The organism is Nocardia speluncae NBRC 108251 (assembly GCF_001613245.1).
Classification (GTDB): domain Bacteria; phylum Actinomycetota; class Actinomycetes; order Mycobacteriales; family Mycobacteriaceae; genus Nocardia; species Nocardia speluncae.
Window position 1 is genome coordinate 92,149 of sequence record NZ_BDBZ01000028.1, and the last position, 15,581, is coordinate 107,729.

Sequence of the window (15,581 nt, forward strand, 5' to 3'; positions counted from 1 at the left end):
TATCCCGCGAAGCTCAGAGTTCCTCTACGCACACCACGAAGCGGCGTTCCGTATACACGTACCCGCTGCTGCCGGCCCCGCAGGCGTTGACATCGTCGGCGTTCTCCTCGATCGCGACCACCTTGACCCCATCCACCGCGGTGGTTTCGGTGCAATCGATCCGGTCCGGCCCGGTGCTACCGCTGCCCACGTCCATGCAGCCGCCGATCACCCAGTCGATATCCAGGCAGAGGGCGCCCGTCTCGACCCCGTTGCGGCTTTCGGCGTAGTAGTTGTCGGCGTCGCTGACGCAGTCGCTGCTGCGCGCGGCCTTACTGATCACCCGGTAGTTCGAAGCGGCGGTACCGCACGACGCCTCTTCGATATCGGCATCGGTAGTGGTGCCGCCGAGCTGTACGCAATCGCCGACCTCGGCATCGAAGCCGGCGATACCGTCCTCATCGGCTTCAGTAGTGGTCGGGGCAGTGGTGGTTGTTGTGGTGGTGGTCCGGTCACCGGCATCGGGGGTGGTCGTCACATCCACGGCATCCACAGTCCCGGTTTCGGTCGCCGGCAGCGCCCGGCCGTCGATCGTGGAGCTACAACCCGCCACCGCTATCACCGCCGCCATACCGGCGAGCGCCACCGTCCATCGAGACGAAGTCCATCCTGACACGCACAGTCCTCCCGCTGCGACGCCGAACCCTTCCCCCGTCGAATCCGAACCTCACTACAGCTATTGCTTGGAACAACACGCCATCAATACACCATGGCGGCGCGAGCGTCGACTCGGTGAGACCTCGCACCACCGGGGATCCCACCGGGCCTGCCGACCGTGTCTCGTCACCGCTGAGCCCGAGTGACATATGTCATCCACAGGTTTGACTGCCGACGTGTCCTTTATCGGACGTACGGCGGTCGATGGCGGGAAAAGGCGCGGGTAGCGGGTGGGCGCGGGCCGTGATCGATCCCATCACCGGGCGTAGGTGGCTCACACCACCGGTCATGCATAACAGCTATGTAACGGGAACGTAGGTTGGTCACGAAGAGATGAAGGCAGTAGGAAGGAGCTCGGAGCGGAGGCGCACCAGCATGGATGGAACGACTTCCGCGATGCTCCACCGCCCGTCGGGACCGCTCCGCAACTCCACGTACCGGTGCGCCACCGGCCGCCGTACGCTCCAGAGTCGAATGGACGGACGAACACTCTTATGCATGTCACCGAGAACACCGGGTCGCTGCCGACCACTCGCCGAGTCGCGCGCCGGATCCGGCAGGGTGTCCTGTTGACGGCCGCGATCGCGACCGCCACCACCGTGGCCACCGCGCCCGCCTACGCACTGCCGGAACTGCCCACGGGGTCGGCGGCCGGGTTCACCGAGCCAACCCCACCGGCGGCGAACTTCGCACCGCCGGCAATCAACCCCTCCGAGGGCGAACAGGTCGGCATCGCACAGCCGATCGTCATCAACTTCAAGGAGCCGATCACCGATCGCGCCGCGGCGGAACGAGCCATCAAGATCACCCCGTCGACCGAGGTAGCCGGGAATTTCTACTGGTGGAGCGATAAGCAGGTGCGCTGGCGGCCCACCGAGTTCTGGCCCGCGCAGACCGATGTGGTGGTAGAGGCCGGCGGTAGCCGCAGCGCCTTCCACGTCGGCGATGCGGTGATCGCCACCGCCGACGACAACACCAAGACCATCACCGTCACCCGCAACGGCGAGGTCGTGCGGACCATGCCCACCTCCCTGGGCAAAACCGGCTACGAAACCCCCAACGGCACCTACATCGTGGGTGAACAGCGGCGCGAAATGGTCATGGATTCCTCCACCTACGGGGTCCCCGTCGATGCCCCCGAGGGCTACAAACTCGATGTCGAATACGCGACCCGCATCTCCAACAGCGGAATCTTCGTGCACGCTGCCCCGTGGTCGGTCGGATCGCAGGGGTACGCCAATACCAGCCACGGCTGCCTGAACGTGAGCACCGAGGACGGCAAATGGTTCTACGAGAACGTGGGCAAGGGTGACGCGGTGATCGTGCAGAACACCCAGGGCGCGACGTTGAACGCGGGCGACGGACTGGGCGACTGGAACACCGCCTAGTCCGGCGCGACCCGACACCTACGCGCTGGGAACGATTGGGGGCTACCTCAGCGTGCAGGGGTTGGGGGCCGGGAGCAACTTCGAAGCGGTCCGGCGCCACCAGCGCGGCGGACCTACCGGGACAAACTTTGAACGGTGGTGCATCCAATGGATGCACCACCGTTCTTTCCACCGGGCGTGGGTTACCAGATCTTGACCCGGCTCTCGGGGGCCAGGAAGAGGGCGTCCTCGGGTTTCACCTCGAAGGCCTCGTGGAAGGCGTCGATATTGCGGACCACCGCGTTGCAGCGGAACTCCGGCGGGGAATGCGGGTCCACGGCCAGGCGGCGCACGGCCTCCTCCGGCCGCGCTTTGGTCCGCCAGACCTGGGCCCAGCCGAAGAACACCCGCTGCAAACCGGTCAGACCGTCGATCACCGTCGGCTCCTGCCCGTTCAAGGAGATCCGGTAGGCCTGTAGCGCGATCGACAGGCCACCGAGGTCACCGATGTTCTCGCCGATGGTGAACTCGCCGTTGACGGTGTGCTCATCGGCCAGATCGGCGGGGGAGAGGATGTCGTACTGGTCGATCAGCGCGCGGGTGCGTTTACCGAATTCGGCGCGGTCGGAATCGCTCCACCAATCGACCAAATTGCCGTCGCCGTCGTACTTCGCGCCCTGATCGTCGAATCCGTGCCCGATCTCGTGGCCGATCACCGCACCGATACCGCCGTAGTTGGCGGCGTCGTCTGCGTTCATATCGAAGAACGGGGGTTGCAGGATGGCGGCCGGGAAGACGATCTCGTTCATCCCCGGGTTGTAGTAGGCGTTCACCGTCTGCGGTGTCATGAACCATTCGTCGCGGTCCACCGGGCCACCGAGCTTGTTCAGGTCCCGGTCGTGTTCGGCGGCGTACCCGCGACGGTAGTTGCCCACCAGATCGGCCGGATCCACAGTGACGGCGGAGTAGTCACGCCAGCGGTCCGGGTACCCGATCTTGGGGGTGAACTTGTCGAGTTTGGCCAGCGCTGCCTTGCGGGTGGCCGGGGTCATCCAGTCCAGTTCGGTGATGTTGCGCCGGTAGGCCTCACGCAGGTTCTCCACCAGCCGGACCATCGCCGCCTTGGCCTCGGGCGGAAAATGCTGGGCGACATACAGTTTGCCGACAGCCTCGCCCAGCAGATCCTGAACCAGCGAAACCCCGCGCTTCCAGCGTTCGCGGTTCTCCTGGGCGCCGGTCAGGGTGCGGCCGTAGAAATCGAAATTCTCCTCGATCAGAGCCTCGGTGAGATACGGTGCGCGCGCCCGCAGCACCCGCCACTGCGCCCACAGCCGCCACTCGGCCAGCGGCACCGATTCCCATGCCTGCGCGAAAGTGCGCAGGTAATCGGGTTGGCGGACCACCAGTTCGGACAGCAGCAGGGAACCCTCGCCCGAAACACCGGCGGCCAGCCCATCTGCCCATGCGCCCCAATCGAATTCCGGATTCTGCTCGGCGAGCGCGGTGAAAGTCGTCAGGTTGTAGCCGAGTTCGGCGTCCCGGCGGCGCACCACATCCCAGTGTCCGGCGGCAAGCTTGCGTTCCAGTTCGACTATCCGCGTCCCCGCCGATTGCACGTCGAGCAGTTCCGCAACGGCCGGGTCGGCGGCGGCCAGTGCGAACATCCGATCGATATGCGCGATATAGCGTTCCCGGATATCTGCGTATTCGTCGGAGCGGTAGTAGGACTCGTCCGGCAGCCCGATACCGGACTGGGTCGCATTGACGAGGTAGCGCTGGGAGTTCTTGTCGTCGGTATCGACGTAGACCGCGACCGCGCCGGAAACTCCGGTCCGCTGCAACCGGCCGATCAGTGCGGCGAACTCGGCACGGTCGGTGGTGGCCGCCAATGCGCGCAGTTCCTCGGCCACCGGTGTCAGACCGGCCGCCTCGACGGTTTCGGTGTCCATGAACGAGGTGTACAGATCGGCGATCTTGCGGGCAACGCTGCCCGGCTCGCCCGCGGCAGTGCGGATGATCTCCTGCACATCGAGCTCCGCGCGGTCGTACAACGTGCGGAACGCACCGTCGACCGCCCGGTCGGCCGGGATCTCGTACCCGGCCAGCCAGGCGCCGTTGACATGCGTGAACAGGTCGTCCTGTACCCGGACGGCCGAGTCGAGATGGGTCAGATCGATACCGGAGGGGCTGGTCACGTCGGAAGTCACACAAACCAGTATGCCGGTGTCCGCTGTAGTGCGATGCGATCTGTGAGGCCGGGCCGGTCAGTTCGTCGGAGCCGGGGGCACCATCGTCACCCCGAACTGGTCTTCGAGACGCTGATTGAACTGGTCCTCACACTGTGTGATCTGCTGCTGGTCACCATTGGCTCGCGAAACGCAGTCGGTGAAATCCTTGCCGCCGGAATCCTCCCAGAAATTCCAGAAGAACACGCCGAACACGATCGCTGCGACAATCGCCACCACGCCCAGGATCAGGGCGATCACCGCCATCACTCCGCCACCTCCGGTACCCCGGCGGACCTTCACCGCGGCAATCGCACCGAGGACGACGGCGAGGAGCCCGAACAGGATGCCGCCGACGATGGTGCAGAAGCTGATCGCGGCCAGGATGCCGCAGACCAGGGCGGCGATCGCGAGTCCCTTGCTCTTGGGCGATTCCTGCCAGTACTGGGGTTGTTGTCCGGGCCCCGGGTACGGCTCCGGGGCTGGGTATCCCGGGGGCGGTGGGTAGGTCATCGTTCCTCCTCGGCTGGCGGTCACGAGTGCCGCGGTGTCGCCGCAACGACACGCGGAGTTCGCTACACCATTGTCGACGGTCACCGCGGCAGCCGTGTGTTCCGCACCCGATTCGGCGCGGCCGAGCGGTTACGGATCACCCGGCGCCGAGGCGGGCGTGCATCTCCCAGATCAGTACTTCCGCCGGTTCGGCAGCGGTGAGTCGCCGCCCCCCGGCATGGGTGAGACGCACGGCATCGCCGGTGTCCAGGCGGCCCACCCCCTCCAAATCCACGGCGCCGCGTGCGATGAAGACGTGCAGATAGGGGGCCTCGGGGAGGTCGGCGCTGCGTTCGGCGTCCGGGGAGAGCTTCGCCACATGCAGCGCCGAATGACTGCTGTTGATGGCGATCGCGGTGCGGTCGCGGTAGCGCGGTAGACCGGAGGCCACGGTGACCAGGCCGCCCCCGGCCAGTTCGTCGTCGATCTCGAGCTGCTGGTAGCCCGGTTCGATACCGGGTTCGTCGGGCAGCACCCACATCTGTACGAAATGCACCGGCTGCTCGTGAACGGCGCTGCCTGGGTCGACTCGCCAGGAATCGTTCTTCTCCGAATGCCGGATCCCGGTGCCGGCACTCATCCGCTGCGCGAGGCCCGGATAGATGACACCGCTGTGTCCCAGCGAATCCTGATGGACCAGCGAGCCCTCCAGCACCCAGGTCACGATCTCCATATCCCGGTGTGGATGGGTGTCGAAGCCTTGACCGGGCAGGACGATATCGTCGTTATTCACCAGCAGCAGGCCGTGATGGGTGTTCTCGGGGTCGTAATGCTCGCCGAAGGAGAACGAGTGTTTGGAGTCGAGCCAGGATATCCGCGTTTTCATCCGATCGCCGCCACGATGGACATCGATATGCGAGGTGGGCGGTGTGGACATCACACGCCTCCCTTCCGGCTCTCGGGCACAATTACCTTTTCCGCAGGGACACCCCGATTACCCCCACTCGGTCGGATTGTCCGCTCCCGGTATTTTACGCGAGCGACCTCGGGGTGAACGGCCGGTGAGCAGCTGCGAACGGTAATGGCGCTATGGCACGCGGTCGTCGAAAATGGATATACCGGACCGGGAGGTGAACGATGCGACCCGAAGGACTAGCACGGATCGAGCAGCGGCTTCGTGCCGGTGCGCGCCGCGACGGTGTCACCGATCTGGTGGTCGGTGTCGCGGTGTTCCGTAACGGAAAGCTCCTGGTGGTCCGGCGGGTGCCGGGCGCCGACCTCGGCGGAATGTACGAACTGCCGGGCGGGGGAGTGGAGAACGGGGAGACACTCACCGAGAGCGCGGTGCGCGAACTCTTCGAGGAAACCAGGTTGGTGGCACGTTCGGTCACCGAATTCCTCGGCTGGTTCGACTACGCCACCCGGACGAAACCGAAGGTCCGTAAATTCAGTTTCCTGGCCGAAGCCGAACCCGGTGAAGTAACTCTGGACCCCAGCGAGCACGACGCCTACGCCTGGATAGACGCCGCCGCCCTCGGCACCCTGCCCATGGCCCCGGATATGCGCGAGGCCGTGGACCTGCTGATCACCGAGGAGTGCGGACCCGCCGGAATACGATCCGGTCCGCCGAACAGGTAGCGTCGCGGCCGTGTCCACCGCTGCGCCCGAACCTGCCGCACCGGACCGGGTGGCCGATACGGGCAAGCGTAGACACGACCTGCGGGCTATCCGCGCGGCGGTCCGGGCGAGCCCCGGCGCACTGCGGCTGACCCTGGTGCGGTTCGCCGGCCAGTTCGGCGACGGGATGTTCCAGGCCGCGCTCTCCGGTGCGATTCTGTTCAACCCCGAACGCGAGACCGACCCGCTTGCGGTCGCAGCCGGTTTCGCGGTGTTGCTGCTGCCGTATTCGATCATCGGGCCCTATGCGGGCGCCCTGCTGGATCGGTGGGACCGGCGGCTGGTGTTGCTGGTGGCCAATATCGTGCGGGGGCTGCTGATCATCGCGGTAACGCTCGGGCTGCTGGCCGGCATCGGTGCGAGTCCGCTGTTGCTGTTGGCTCTGGCGGTGGTCGGGATCAGCCGGTTCACCGCGGCCGGTGTCTCGGCGGCGCTACCCCGAGTGCTGGCGCAACAATGGCTGGTGCCGGCCAATTCGGTACTGGCGACAGCGGGCTCGGCCTGCGCGGCGGTGGGGGCGGCTGCGGCGGTAGCCGTTATCGGGGCGGTGGGGGCCGGCGATACCAGCTCGGCGGTGGCAGTCGCGCTGAGCGCGACCGGTTCGGTGGCCGGTGCGCTACTCGCCACCGGGTTCCGGCCGCACACCCTCGGGCCGGAAATGCAGCCCGGTAGGACGGCGGGTGCTGTGCGCGCGGTGCTCACCGGGCTGCTGGTGGGGGCGCGGGCGGTACGCGGCTCGGTGGATGTATCCACCGCGATGATCGGTATCGGCGCCCACCGCATCGTTTTCGGCGCCAACACGCTGATCATGGTGCTGGTGCTGCGGGAATCGCCGTCCGGTGCGACCACGGTCGACGGCGGGCTCATCGGTTTCGGTGTCGCGATCAGCGCCACCGCCGCCGGTATGCTGCTCGCCGCTCTGCTGACCCCGTTCCTGATTCCCCGGCTGGGCCGGGCACGCACGGTTCTGCTGGGATTGTCCTGCGCGATCGTCGTGCAACTCGCGCTGGTATTGCCGACCGCCCTGGCCGATTCCGCCGACGCCACCCGCCGCGCGCACCACCTGCTGCTCGCCGGCGCATTCCTTTTCGGCCTGGCCGGCCAGACCATCAAACTCACCGGTGACGCGGCCATGCAGATCGATATCGCCGATGACCGCCGCGGACAAGTATTCGCCCTGCAGGACACGGTCTTCAATATCGCGTTCGTGCTGGCGGTCGCACTGACCGCGGTGGTCGTCCCGGCGGACGGCAGATCGGTTGCGGTGATCGTGACCGGGGCGGGGTGCTACGGGGCGGGCATAGTCGCCCTGCTGCTGAACAACCGGCGCCACAAACGACAGCGGGCGCATCCCGGCCGGGATGCGCCCGCTGGATCCGCGGTGGTCGGGGATCAGGGCTGACCGGTGGCGACCGCGGTCAGCGCATCGATGAAGGGCTGGCCACCCATCGCGGCGCCACCGACCAGGGCGCCTGTCACCATGCCCACCGGACCGGTGATGATGCTGAAGATGCCGAGGCCCACCAGACCGCCGATGAAGCCGCCGAGCACGCCGCCGGCGATCATGCCGATCAGGTTCTGATTGGCTTGGTCGATGAACCGGTCGAAGGAGCTGATGTTCTTCAGCTCGGCGATATCGGCCGGCGCGACCTCCGGCGTCAGTGTCAGGCTGCGGCCGTTGTCGGCGATATCGTGACCGACCGGGATCGACCGGCCCGCCACCTCGAAGGTGAGCGGGACCTCGGCGATCTCCGCGCCGTCGGCGGCGATCAGGCTGACGGTGGTGCCGTTGTCGGTGAGCGTGAACGTTCCCGCGTCGACGGTGGTGGTCACCTCGCGCGCATCGCTGGAGAGCGTGCTCTGGTACTCGATGCCCTGCTGCTGTCCAGCGGTTGTCACCCCCTCGGCCGTGGCGGGCGCGGCGTTCGCGGCACCGGCGGTGATACCGACGGCGGCGACTGCCATGAATGCGACAGCACCGAATTTTCCTAATTTCATTTCGATCCTCCCCAGAATTCGGCCACCCTGTATTGGGCCGGCCGCGGCCAGACAGTACTACGGGCCCGATCGGATTCCGCAACTTCGGCGAGGTTGTTCGAGCCCTGATGCGCGGCAACGGCTTCGGCTTCTGCGTCCGAGAATTTGCCACGGAATAACTTTATGATCGCCTCATGGGCCGATAGAACACTTGAAAACCGGACAATGCGAGGTACTCGTGCCGAAAGTCCGGCCGCACAGCAATTGCCGGCAGTTCCCACCGATTCGCCGGCACCCGGTAATTGCCGTGGTGATCATCGGATGAAATTCCCATGCGTCCGCCCCGGTTCCATACGAAGCCGACTTATTGTGTGAAAAGTATCACCCGCCGCACATTCGGTGAGCCGGCGTAGACAAACGTCGCCGGCGACTGCGCAGATACTCGAAAACTGCCCAAAATTCGAGAGCGATCGTCCGGTGACCGGACCGCCGCAATCGCGACCCGGAAATTGAACACATCGATGCTTCTCACCGCACTATTCGAATCCGGCCCACAGGCACGAGCCGGTCGAGGGTGTCGCCTGGCCGGCGGGCGGGAACAATAGGAGCAGGCGGAAGGAGGACCGAAGTGGGACTCGATCTGAACAGCGACCTCGGCGAAGGGTTCGGGGCCTGGAAAATGGGCGACGATGCCGCCATGCTGGATATCGTCACCAGCGCAAATATCGCCTGCGGGTTCCACGCCGGCGACCCTTCCATCATGCGACACACCTGTTCGCAGGCCGTGGAGAGAGGTGTCCGGATCGGAGCGCATATCGGCTACCGGGATCTTGCGGGGTTCGGCCGGCGAGCCTTGGCCGTCGACCCGGCGGAACTACGGGACGAAACGCTTTACCAGATCAGCGCATTGGACGGTTTCGCCCGCACCGCAGGGGATCGGGTGCGTTATGTGAAACCGCACGGGGCGCTCTACCATGCCGCGGCGGCGCAGCCGGCCCTCGCCGACGCCCTCGTCGCCGCGCTCCGCGAATACGATTCTGCGCTGGTCCTGCTCGGACCGGCAGGAACTCACCTGCCGGAATCGGCGGCGCTCGCGGGTATCCGGTTCGTGAGTGAGGGGTTCGCCGATCGCGCCTACACCGCGACCGGCGGGTTGGCTCCGCGCGACACCCCGGGGGCGGTCCTGGACGCCGATACGGCACTCGCCCAAGCTGTGACGCTGGCGCAAACCGGGACCGCGCGAGCCGCGGGCGGCGGCACGGTCACGGTGTCGCCCGACAGTATCTGCGTACACGGCGATACTCCGGCGGCAGTGGAGATGGCCCGGCGGATCCGGGCCACCCTCGAGGACGGGGGGATCGCGGTAGCGTCGTTCACCTGAACGAGCGGGAACGAGGTGAGTGCGGTGTCACGGTCATCACGCAGCCGGGACGAGGCCGGTCCGTTGCTGCGGCCCGCCGGTGATCGGGCATACCTGTGCATCCCGAACGCGGACCGGGTAGCCGATCTGGCCGCGGAGCTGCGCGAACGGTCATTGCCCGGTGTTGTCGATCTACTTCCCGCAGCGGAAACCGTTCTGGTGACCCTGGATTCGCCGGAGTCGGCATATCGGCTGCGACCGGAAATCGAGCGGCTGGTCGCCGCGGTGAACAAGGCCGTTCCCGGCGATGTTTCCCGTGGAACATTGCCACGCGACGAAACCGTACGGGTTCCGGTCCACTACGACGGGCCGGATCTGTCTGCGGTGGCCGGTGCGTTGGGCCTGCGTCCCGACGAAGTCGTCGCAGCGCATACCGGCACGGTGTGGCGGTGCTCCTTCGTCGGTTTCGCGCCGGGCTTCGGTTATCTGGAACCCCCGGACGAACGGCTCGCTGTCGCGCGGCGGCCGATACCGCGCACCCGGATTCCGGCGGGTTCGGTAGCGCTGGCCGGCGGTTATTCGGCCGTATACCCCCGGCAAAGCCCGGGTGGCTGGCAACTCATCGGCCGTACCGATCTGGTCATGTGGGATACCGAACGCGACCCGCCCGCGTTGATCCGGGCCGGTGGACTCGTCCGCTTCGTCGATGCGGCTGTCGACCGATGATCGTGATCGAGGAAGTCGGCCCAACGGCCACCGTCCAGGATCTGGGGCGGCCGGGTTGGTTCGATTCCGGTGTCGGACCGGCCGGAGCGGCCGACCGCGGGGCACTGCGGCTGGCGAACCGGCTGGTGGGAAACCCGGAGCACGATGCGGGTATCGAGGTTCTCCTCGGCGGCCTGGTGGTACGTGCCGAGGAGCGGACGCTGGTCGCGGTCACGGGGGCGCGGGCACCGGCGACCGTCGACGGGACTCCGGTCGGCCATGCCGGCGTGCTGTACCTGAATGCGGGGCAGGTCCTGCGGCTGGGTTTCGCGCAGGCCGGCCTGCGCGCATACCTCGGAGTACGCGGCGGCATCGATATCGCACCGGTCCTGGGTTCACGCAGTTACGACACCCTTTCCGGTATCGGGCCGCCGCCGCTACGCGCCGGGACCCGCCTGCCCACTGGTCCGCCGCCGCTGAACTGGCCGAACATCGATCAGGCACCACAACCCGGCCTCCCGGACCTCATGGAGGTCCGTGCCCTGCTCGGCCCACGGGACGACTGGTTCACCGACCCGGCGGCCTTGTTCACCGGGCATTGGACGGTCGGGCGGGACACCGACCGCGTCGGAGCACGCCTGGAGCGCGCCGACGGGCCGGCACTACAGCAAGCCTGCGCAACGGAGTTGCCGACCGAGGGGGTGGCGCTCGGGTCTGTGCAGGTGCCTCCTGGCGGGCAACCGGTGGTCTTCCTCGCCGATCACCCCATCACCGGTGGCTATCCGGTGATCGCGGTGGTCCTGGACGCCGATATCGACCTGTTTGCGCAAGCCCGGCCTGGTCAGCGGATACGGTTCCGATGCGCCGGTACGGTCTGAGTGGTGGATCAGTCCGGCGGAGCCAGGCGGGCGTGCATCAAGTACACGTTGTAGGAATCCCACTCCGAGAGCGTGAAGTACAGATCCCGGCCGGTGGACCAGGGGTGGATGAACCCGCCGTACGCCTTGGGATAGTCGGCGGTGGAAACCAGCGGCACCGGCTCTGTCCAGAGTCCTTGCGGCTGCGCGGCGGTGCGCAACACGATCGCACCGCGCGCGGAGTCCAGATAGGACATCTGCCACAGTCCCGATTCGGTATCGAACCGCACCGAGAGCTCACTGGCGATACCCGGAACCAGCGGAGTGGCCAAGTTCTCCGATGCCGGCGCCCAGGTGCCGTTCACCCAGTACTGGTACGCGGTCTTGTTCAGCACGTGGTCCTTGGGCACCCGGGCCAGCCCGATCACACCGACCCGGCCGTTGGGTGTTCCGAACATATACACGTGGTCGCCGTGCGGCACCATCGCCGCGACCTGGAACCGGCTCAGCCCGAACAGGTTCTCCCATTTGGCGTGCTGATCCTTGACCCAGGTGCTGCCGTTGTCGTCGGAGTAGGCGATACCGCCGTAGTTCGTCCACCACAGGCCCGGTATGCGACTCCAGCGGTTCACCGACATATAGCTCATGTACTGGCGCTCACCGAGGGCGAAACCCGAGGTGGGAATGGTTGTGGTCTCCCAGTTCTCGATCTTGCGGCTGCCCAGGAGTTCGGCGGCATGACAACGACTGTCCTGCACCATGGTGTCCAGGCGCAGCCCGTCGGAAAGGTCGCGGTCGGTGCTGTAGGCCAGGATATTGCTGCGCCAATCCGCGTCGTCACCGCCGGCGCCGCCGGGCACCCACCCCGCACCGAAGGTATCGCCGAACACCACCGCGATCTCGCCGGGTTTCGTCTCCCACATCAAACCCAGATCGGTTCCGTCGACCTGCCAGCGCATATCGGTCCGATTGGGTGACCCGTGCCCGGTCACCTGCTCGACCAGGCGCGCCGACTCCACCCGGGGCAGCGCCGCCGGACTCGCGACGGGACCTGGTTCGGCCGGATTGACCACGGGTGGCGGGGCGGGTTGCGGTGGCTCACCCGGTCCGCCGGGCACCGGGATCGGAATGGGTTCGATCTCCGGTTCGATCTGGATTCTCGGCAACTTCACCGGATCACCGGAACCACTACCCGAACTGCTACCGGCGGCCGAACCGCTGCCGGAACCGGACTCCGGCGGCGCGGCCCCGTCCTCGTCCTCGTCCGAGGACTCCGGTTCGGGAGTATCGCGGATATCCGGACACGGGTTACGGCACGGGTCGGCAGGAAGCGGATCCGCGACGATCCGGGTGTTGTCGTGCGGTGGATCGGGAACCGGCACGGGAGTGAGCTGCGGTACCGGGATCGGGATATCGATCTGTGGTGGCACCGGGACCAGCGGGGGAGGAGGCGCGGATGGATCGGGTGCGCGGTCGAGCGGATCGAACCCGGCCTCACCGCACTCGTTCACCGGCAGAGGAGCCCACGGATGCGGCGCCGCCTGTGCGGGCACCGGTATCCCCACATACCCCGTCAGTACCAATCCGAGGAATACGAGCCGGCAACGACCCGGACGGAAACTCCACACCACCTCGGTCAACAGCTCACTGTCTCCTGTCGAGTGCCATTGTCGCAGTGAACCTACCCGAGCCTCGCCGCTATCGTGCTCATTGATGATCGGGACGCACCGGTAACGCCGGGCCGGATGCCACGGATCGCTCATTCGTCCAGCACGGTGACGCAGCCGACTACATATGGTGTCGTGCCGGTCCGGGCCAGTACCCTCGGAGATGATCATGGCGGCACATTCCGACCCCCGAGCGGCCTCCCTGTTCTCCCCTCTGTGGGCGGTCGACCTCGGCAAACGACTGTTCGAGCAGTCCCGGCTGGAACAGTGGATCACCTATACCACCACCTGGGTGGAACCCATGGCCGACCTCGGCGCCGGCACTGTCACCGCACTGCTGCCGGATACCGTGCTCGCCATCCTCAGCGAGGGGATCCTGAGCCGGTTCGGCGGCAGGGAGATCAGCGCGACCCTGCTCGATCATCACCTCACCGGCACTCTCGACGTACTGAAAGTGCGCCGGCGCGGCGCGCATTTCCAGACCAAGACCGTGCTGCAGGATCTGGACTGGGACGGCCTTGCGCTCGCCGAGGTCACCGTCATCGCCCACGAGGTCCGGCTGGTACCGGGTGTACCGACCAGGATCCGCGCGGCCCGGGTCGATATCGACGGCACCGTCACCTTGCCGACACTGCTGGGCCGCTTCGCGAACCGCGCGCGGGAATGGGAATTGACGCCGACCGAGCAGGGACGCGTCCGCGCGGTCCATCGACGCCGGCGGATCAGCGCCGAACTGGACGCCTCCATCACCGACGACTTCCTCGAACTCGATGTCCACCGGGCCACCTGGTTCGGTATGCCCGTGCCCCGTCGGTGGCGGACCACCGAACCCATCCGGATACCGGAACTGCCGAGCGGGGCGCGGGTACGGCGCGCTGCCCGCGAGGGCGAACTCGTCCGCTTCCGGATCGAAGTGGCACCCGTCAGCGGATCGTTCGACCTGGCGCAGATCCGCGCGGCCATCGTGGCCGGAACCACCCTGATCGTGTTCTGACCGGCCGGTTCACTGCTGCGACTGCCACCACTGCCGCAGCGCCTCCTCGGCTTCGTCGTGGGTCAGCGGACCGCGATCCAGCCGTAGCTCTTTCAGATGACGCCACGCGCGGCCCACCTCGGGCCCCGGCGGCAACCCCAGCAACTCCATGATCGCGTTACCGTCCAGGTCCGGCCGGACCCGCGCCAGATCCTCCCGCTCCTGCAGGGCGGCGATCCGGGCCTCGAGATCGTCATAGGTGGCGCGCAACGCGGCGGCGCGACGCTTGTTGCGGGTGGTGCAATCGGCGCGCACCAGCTTGTGCAGCCGCGGCAGCAGATCCCCGCCGTCGGTGACATAGCGGCGGACCGCGGAATCGGTCCACTGTCCCTTCCCGTAACCGTGGAACCGCAGATGCAGGAACACCAGCCGCGCCACATCCTCGGTGAACTGCTTGGGATATTTCAGCGCCCGCATCCGCTTACGCACCATTTTGGCGCCCACGACCTCATGGTGATGGAAGCTGACCCCGCCGCCGGGCTCATTGCGTTTGGTATCCGGTTTGCCGATATCGTGTAGCAGCGCAGCCCAGCGCAACACCAGGTCGGGATCGCCCTCCTCCTGATCGATCGCCTGCTCCAGCACGGTCAGCGAATGCCAGTAGACATCCTTGTGCTGATGGTGCTCGTCGATCTCCAGTTTCATCTCCGGGACCTCGGGCAGCACCCGCTGCGCCAGCCCCGTTTCGCACATCATGTTGATGCCGTCTATCGGGTAGGCGCCCCCGATCAGCTTGTCCAGCTCCGTCCGGACCCGTTCCGGGGTGATCCGCTCGATCTCCGCCGACATCTCCGATATCGCATCCCGCACCCGCGGATGCGCAGTGAAACCCAATTGGGAAACGAACCGGGCCGCACGCAGCATCCGCAGCGGATCATCGTTGAACGAATCCTCGGGAGCCGCCGGCGTATCCAACACCCCCGCCAGCAGCGCCTCCATCCCGTTCAACGGATCCACGAATTCCAATGCGCCGTCGGCCGCGATCTTCACCGCCATCGCATTCACGGTGAAATCGCGGCGAACGAGATCGTCCTCCAGACTGTCCCCGAAACTGACCTGCGGATTCCGCGAAACCCGGTCATAGGCATCACTACGGAAGGTCGTGATCTCCAACTGCTGACCACTCTTGGCCGCACTCACGGTCCCGAACGCCAGCCCACCGGTATCCCACAACTGATCCGCCCAGCCGTCCAGCAATTGCTGGACCTGCTCGGGCCGTGCATCGGTGGTGAAATCCAGATCGGTGCCGAGCCGCCCCAGCACCGCATCCCGCACACTGCCCCCCACCAGATACAAGTGGAAACCACGAGCGGCGAATATCTCCCCCAACGGAGTCAGCACCTCGGAAAGCCGGCCCAGCGTGACAGCCGCTGCCGCCAGCAGACGAGTACGGCGATCCAGCACTACATCCTCGGACTCCGTCGAAACCACAGCAAAACCTTACTGTGTTTATTTGCGCGACTCGGGCGCGCGGGGGCCGAAACCCCGCGCCGCCGGAGGCGGCGCAAAAAGATACTGCTCTAGT

14 protein-coding genes are annotated in these 15,581 nt (G+C 66.4%); 7 read left to right on the plus strand and 7 right to left on the minus strand.

Translation table 11 applies throughout. The features are described 5' to 3' along the window. Positions 1-13: 13 nt before the first annotated feature. Complete coding sequence (gene lppU, locus NS6_RS22190; protein ID WP_245669459.1) at positions 14-655, minus strand: LppU family putative lipoprotein; 642 nt, start codon at positions 653-655, stop codon at positions 14-16. Positions 656-1,190: 535 nt separating this feature from the next. Here lppU and NS6_RS22195 point away from each other — a divergent pair. Further along, complete coding sequence (locus NS6_RS22195) at positions 1,191-2,084, plus strand: L,D-transpeptidase (protein WP_068044782.1); 894 nt, start codon at positions 1,191-1,193, stop codon at positions 2,082-2,084. Positions 2,085-2,266: 182 nt separating this feature from the next. Here NS6_RS22195 and NS6_RS22200 read toward each other — a convergent pair whose 3' ends face one another. The 3 genes from NS6_RS22200 to NS6_RS22210 all read right to left on the minus strand — a co-directional run bounded on the left by NS6_RS22200 (position 2,267) and on the right by NS6_RS22210 (position 5,717). Beyond that, positions 2,267-4,270: a M13 family metallopeptidase gene (locus NS6_RS22200; protein ID WP_084471299.1), complete on the minus strand. Its 2,004-nt coding sequence runs from the start codon at positions 4,268-4,270 to the stop codon at positions 2,267-2,269. A gap of 57 nt (positions 4,271-4,327) precedes the next feature. Beyond that, entirely contained in the window at positions 4,328-4,801 is a 474-nt protein-coding gene (locus NS6_RS22205) for a DUF4190 domain-containing protein (RefSeq protein ID WP_068044886.1), read from the minus strand. A 136-nt stretch (positions 4,802-4,937) separates the two neighbouring features. After that, the gene (locus NS6_RS22210) at positions 4,938-5,717 is read right to left on the minus strand and encodes a pirin family protein (RefSeq protein WP_068044784.1); all 780 of its coding nucleotides are present in this window, start codon (positions 5,715-5,717) and stop codon (positions 4,938-4,940) included. 200 nt (positions 5,718-5,917) lie between these two features. On the opposite strand from NS6_RS22210, the gene NS6_RS22215 reads away from it, so the two are divergent. Next, positions 5,918-6,418 carry an NUDIX domain-containing protein gene (locus tag NS6_RS22215; RefSeq protein WP_068044785.1) on the plus strand — a complete coding sequence of 167 codons (501 nt, stop codon included), beginning with the start codon at positions 5,918-5,920 and terminating at the stop codon, positions 6,416-6,418. Positions 6,419-6,467: 49 nt separating this feature from the next. Then, complete coding sequence (locus NS6_RS22220; protein ID WP_068044889.1) at positions 6,468-7,859, plus strand: MFS transporter; 1,392 nt, start codon at positions 6,468-6,470, stop codon at positions 7,857-7,859. On the opposite strand, the gene NS6_RS22225 is transcribed toward NS6_RS22220, so the two are convergent. Next, on the minus strand, positions 7,850-8,455 hold the full coding sequence (locus tag NS6_RS22225) for a DUF8020 domain-containing protein (RefSeq protein ID WP_068044786.1): 606 nt from the start codon (positions 8,453-8,455) through the stop codon (positions 7,850-7,852). The genes NS6_RS22220 and NS6_RS22225 overlap by 10 nt on opposite strands. A 607-nt stretch (positions 8,456-9,062) precedes the next feature. Between NS6_RS22225 and NS6_RS22230 the strand changes: the two genes are divergently transcribed. From NS6_RS22230 to NS6_RS22240, 3 genes are read left to right on the plus strand one after another with little or no spacing between them, the layout of a single operon-like run. Next, positions 9,063-9,815 carry a LamB/YcsF family protein gene (locus tag NS6_RS22230; protein WP_068044787.1) on the plus strand — a complete coding sequence of 251 codons (753 nt, stop codon included), beginning with the start codon at positions 9,063-9,065 and terminating at the stop codon, positions 9,813-9,815. Positions 9,816-9,839: 24 nt separating this feature from the next. Continuing rightward, positions 9,840-10,520, plus strand: coding sequence for a 5-oxoprolinase subunit B family protein (locus NS6_RS22235; protein WP_068044891.1), 681 nt, complete (start codon positions 9,840-9,842; stop codon positions 10,518-10,520). Then, the gene (locus tag NS6_RS22240) at positions 10,517-11,377 is read left to right on the plus strand and encodes a 5-oxoprolinase subunit C family protein (protein ID WP_068044788.1); all 861 of its coding nucleotides are present in this window, start codon (positions 10,517-10,519) and stop codon (positions 11,375-11,377) included. The genes NS6_RS22235 and NS6_RS22240 overlap by 4 nt, the downstream gene beginning before the upstream one ends. An 8-nt stretch (positions 11,378-11,385) precedes the next feature. On the opposite strand, the gene NS6_RS22245 is transcribed toward NS6_RS22240, so the two are convergent. Continuing rightward, positions 11,386-12,939: a glycoside hydrolase family 183 protein gene (locus tag NS6_RS22245; protein WP_084471312.1), complete on the minus strand. Its 1,554-nt coding sequence runs from the start codon at positions 12,937-12,939 to the stop codon at positions 11,386-11,388. Between the two features lie 253 nt (positions 12,940-13,192). Here NS6_RS22245 and NS6_RS22250 point away from each other — a divergent pair, with 253 nt between their 5' ends. Beyond that, positions 13,193-14,017 carry a hypothetical protein gene (locus NS6_RS22250; protein ID WP_068044896.1) on the plus strand — a complete coding sequence of 275 codons (825 nt, stop codon included), beginning with the start codon at positions 13,193-13,195 and terminating at the stop codon, positions 14,015-14,017. A 9-nt stretch (positions 14,018-14,026) separates the two neighbouring features. Here the strand turns inward: NS6_RS22250 and NS6_RS22255 are convergent, their stop codons facing one another. Continuing rightward, on the minus strand, positions 14,027-15,487 hold the full coding sequence (locus tag NS6_RS22255) for a CCA tRNA nucleotidyltransferase (RefSeq protein ID WP_068044790.1): 1,461 nt from the start codon (positions 15,485-15,487) through the stop codon (positions 14,027-14,029). Positions 15,488-15,581 lie beyond the last annotated feature (94 nt).

What these genes read in the sequence shown, in the direction of transcription:
- NS6_RS22195 (WP_068044782.1), top strand. Translation starts at nt 1,191, where the DNA reads ATGCATGTCACCGAGAACACCGGGTCGCTGCCGACCACTCGCCGAGTC.
- NS6_RS22205 (WP_068044886.1), bottom strand. Translation starts at nt 4,801, where the DNA reads ATGACCTACCCACCGCCCCCGGGATACCCAGCCCCGGAGCCGTACCCG.
- NS6_RS22210 (WP_068044784.1), bottom strand. Translation starts at nt 5,717, where the DNA reads ATGTCCACACCGCCCACCTCGCATATCGATGTCCATCGTGGCGGCGAT.
- NS6_RS22215 (WP_068044785.1), top strand. Translation starts at nt 5,918, where the DNA reads ATGCGACCCGAAGGACTAGCACGGATCGAGCAGCGGCTTCGTGCCGGT.
- NS6_RS22225 (WP_068044786.1), bottom strand. Translation starts at nt 8,455, where the DNA reads ATGAAATTAGGAAAATTCGGTGCTGTCGCATTCATGGCAGTCGCCGCC.
- NS6_RS22240 (WP_068044788.1), top strand. Translation starts at nt 10,517, where the DNA reads ATGATCGTGATCGAGGAAGTCGGCCCAACGGCCACCGTCCAGGATCTG.
- NS6_RS22250 (WP_068044896.1), top strand. Translation starts at nt 13,193, where the DNA reads ATGGCGGCACATTCCGACCCCCGAGCGGCCTCCCTGTTCTCCCCTCTG.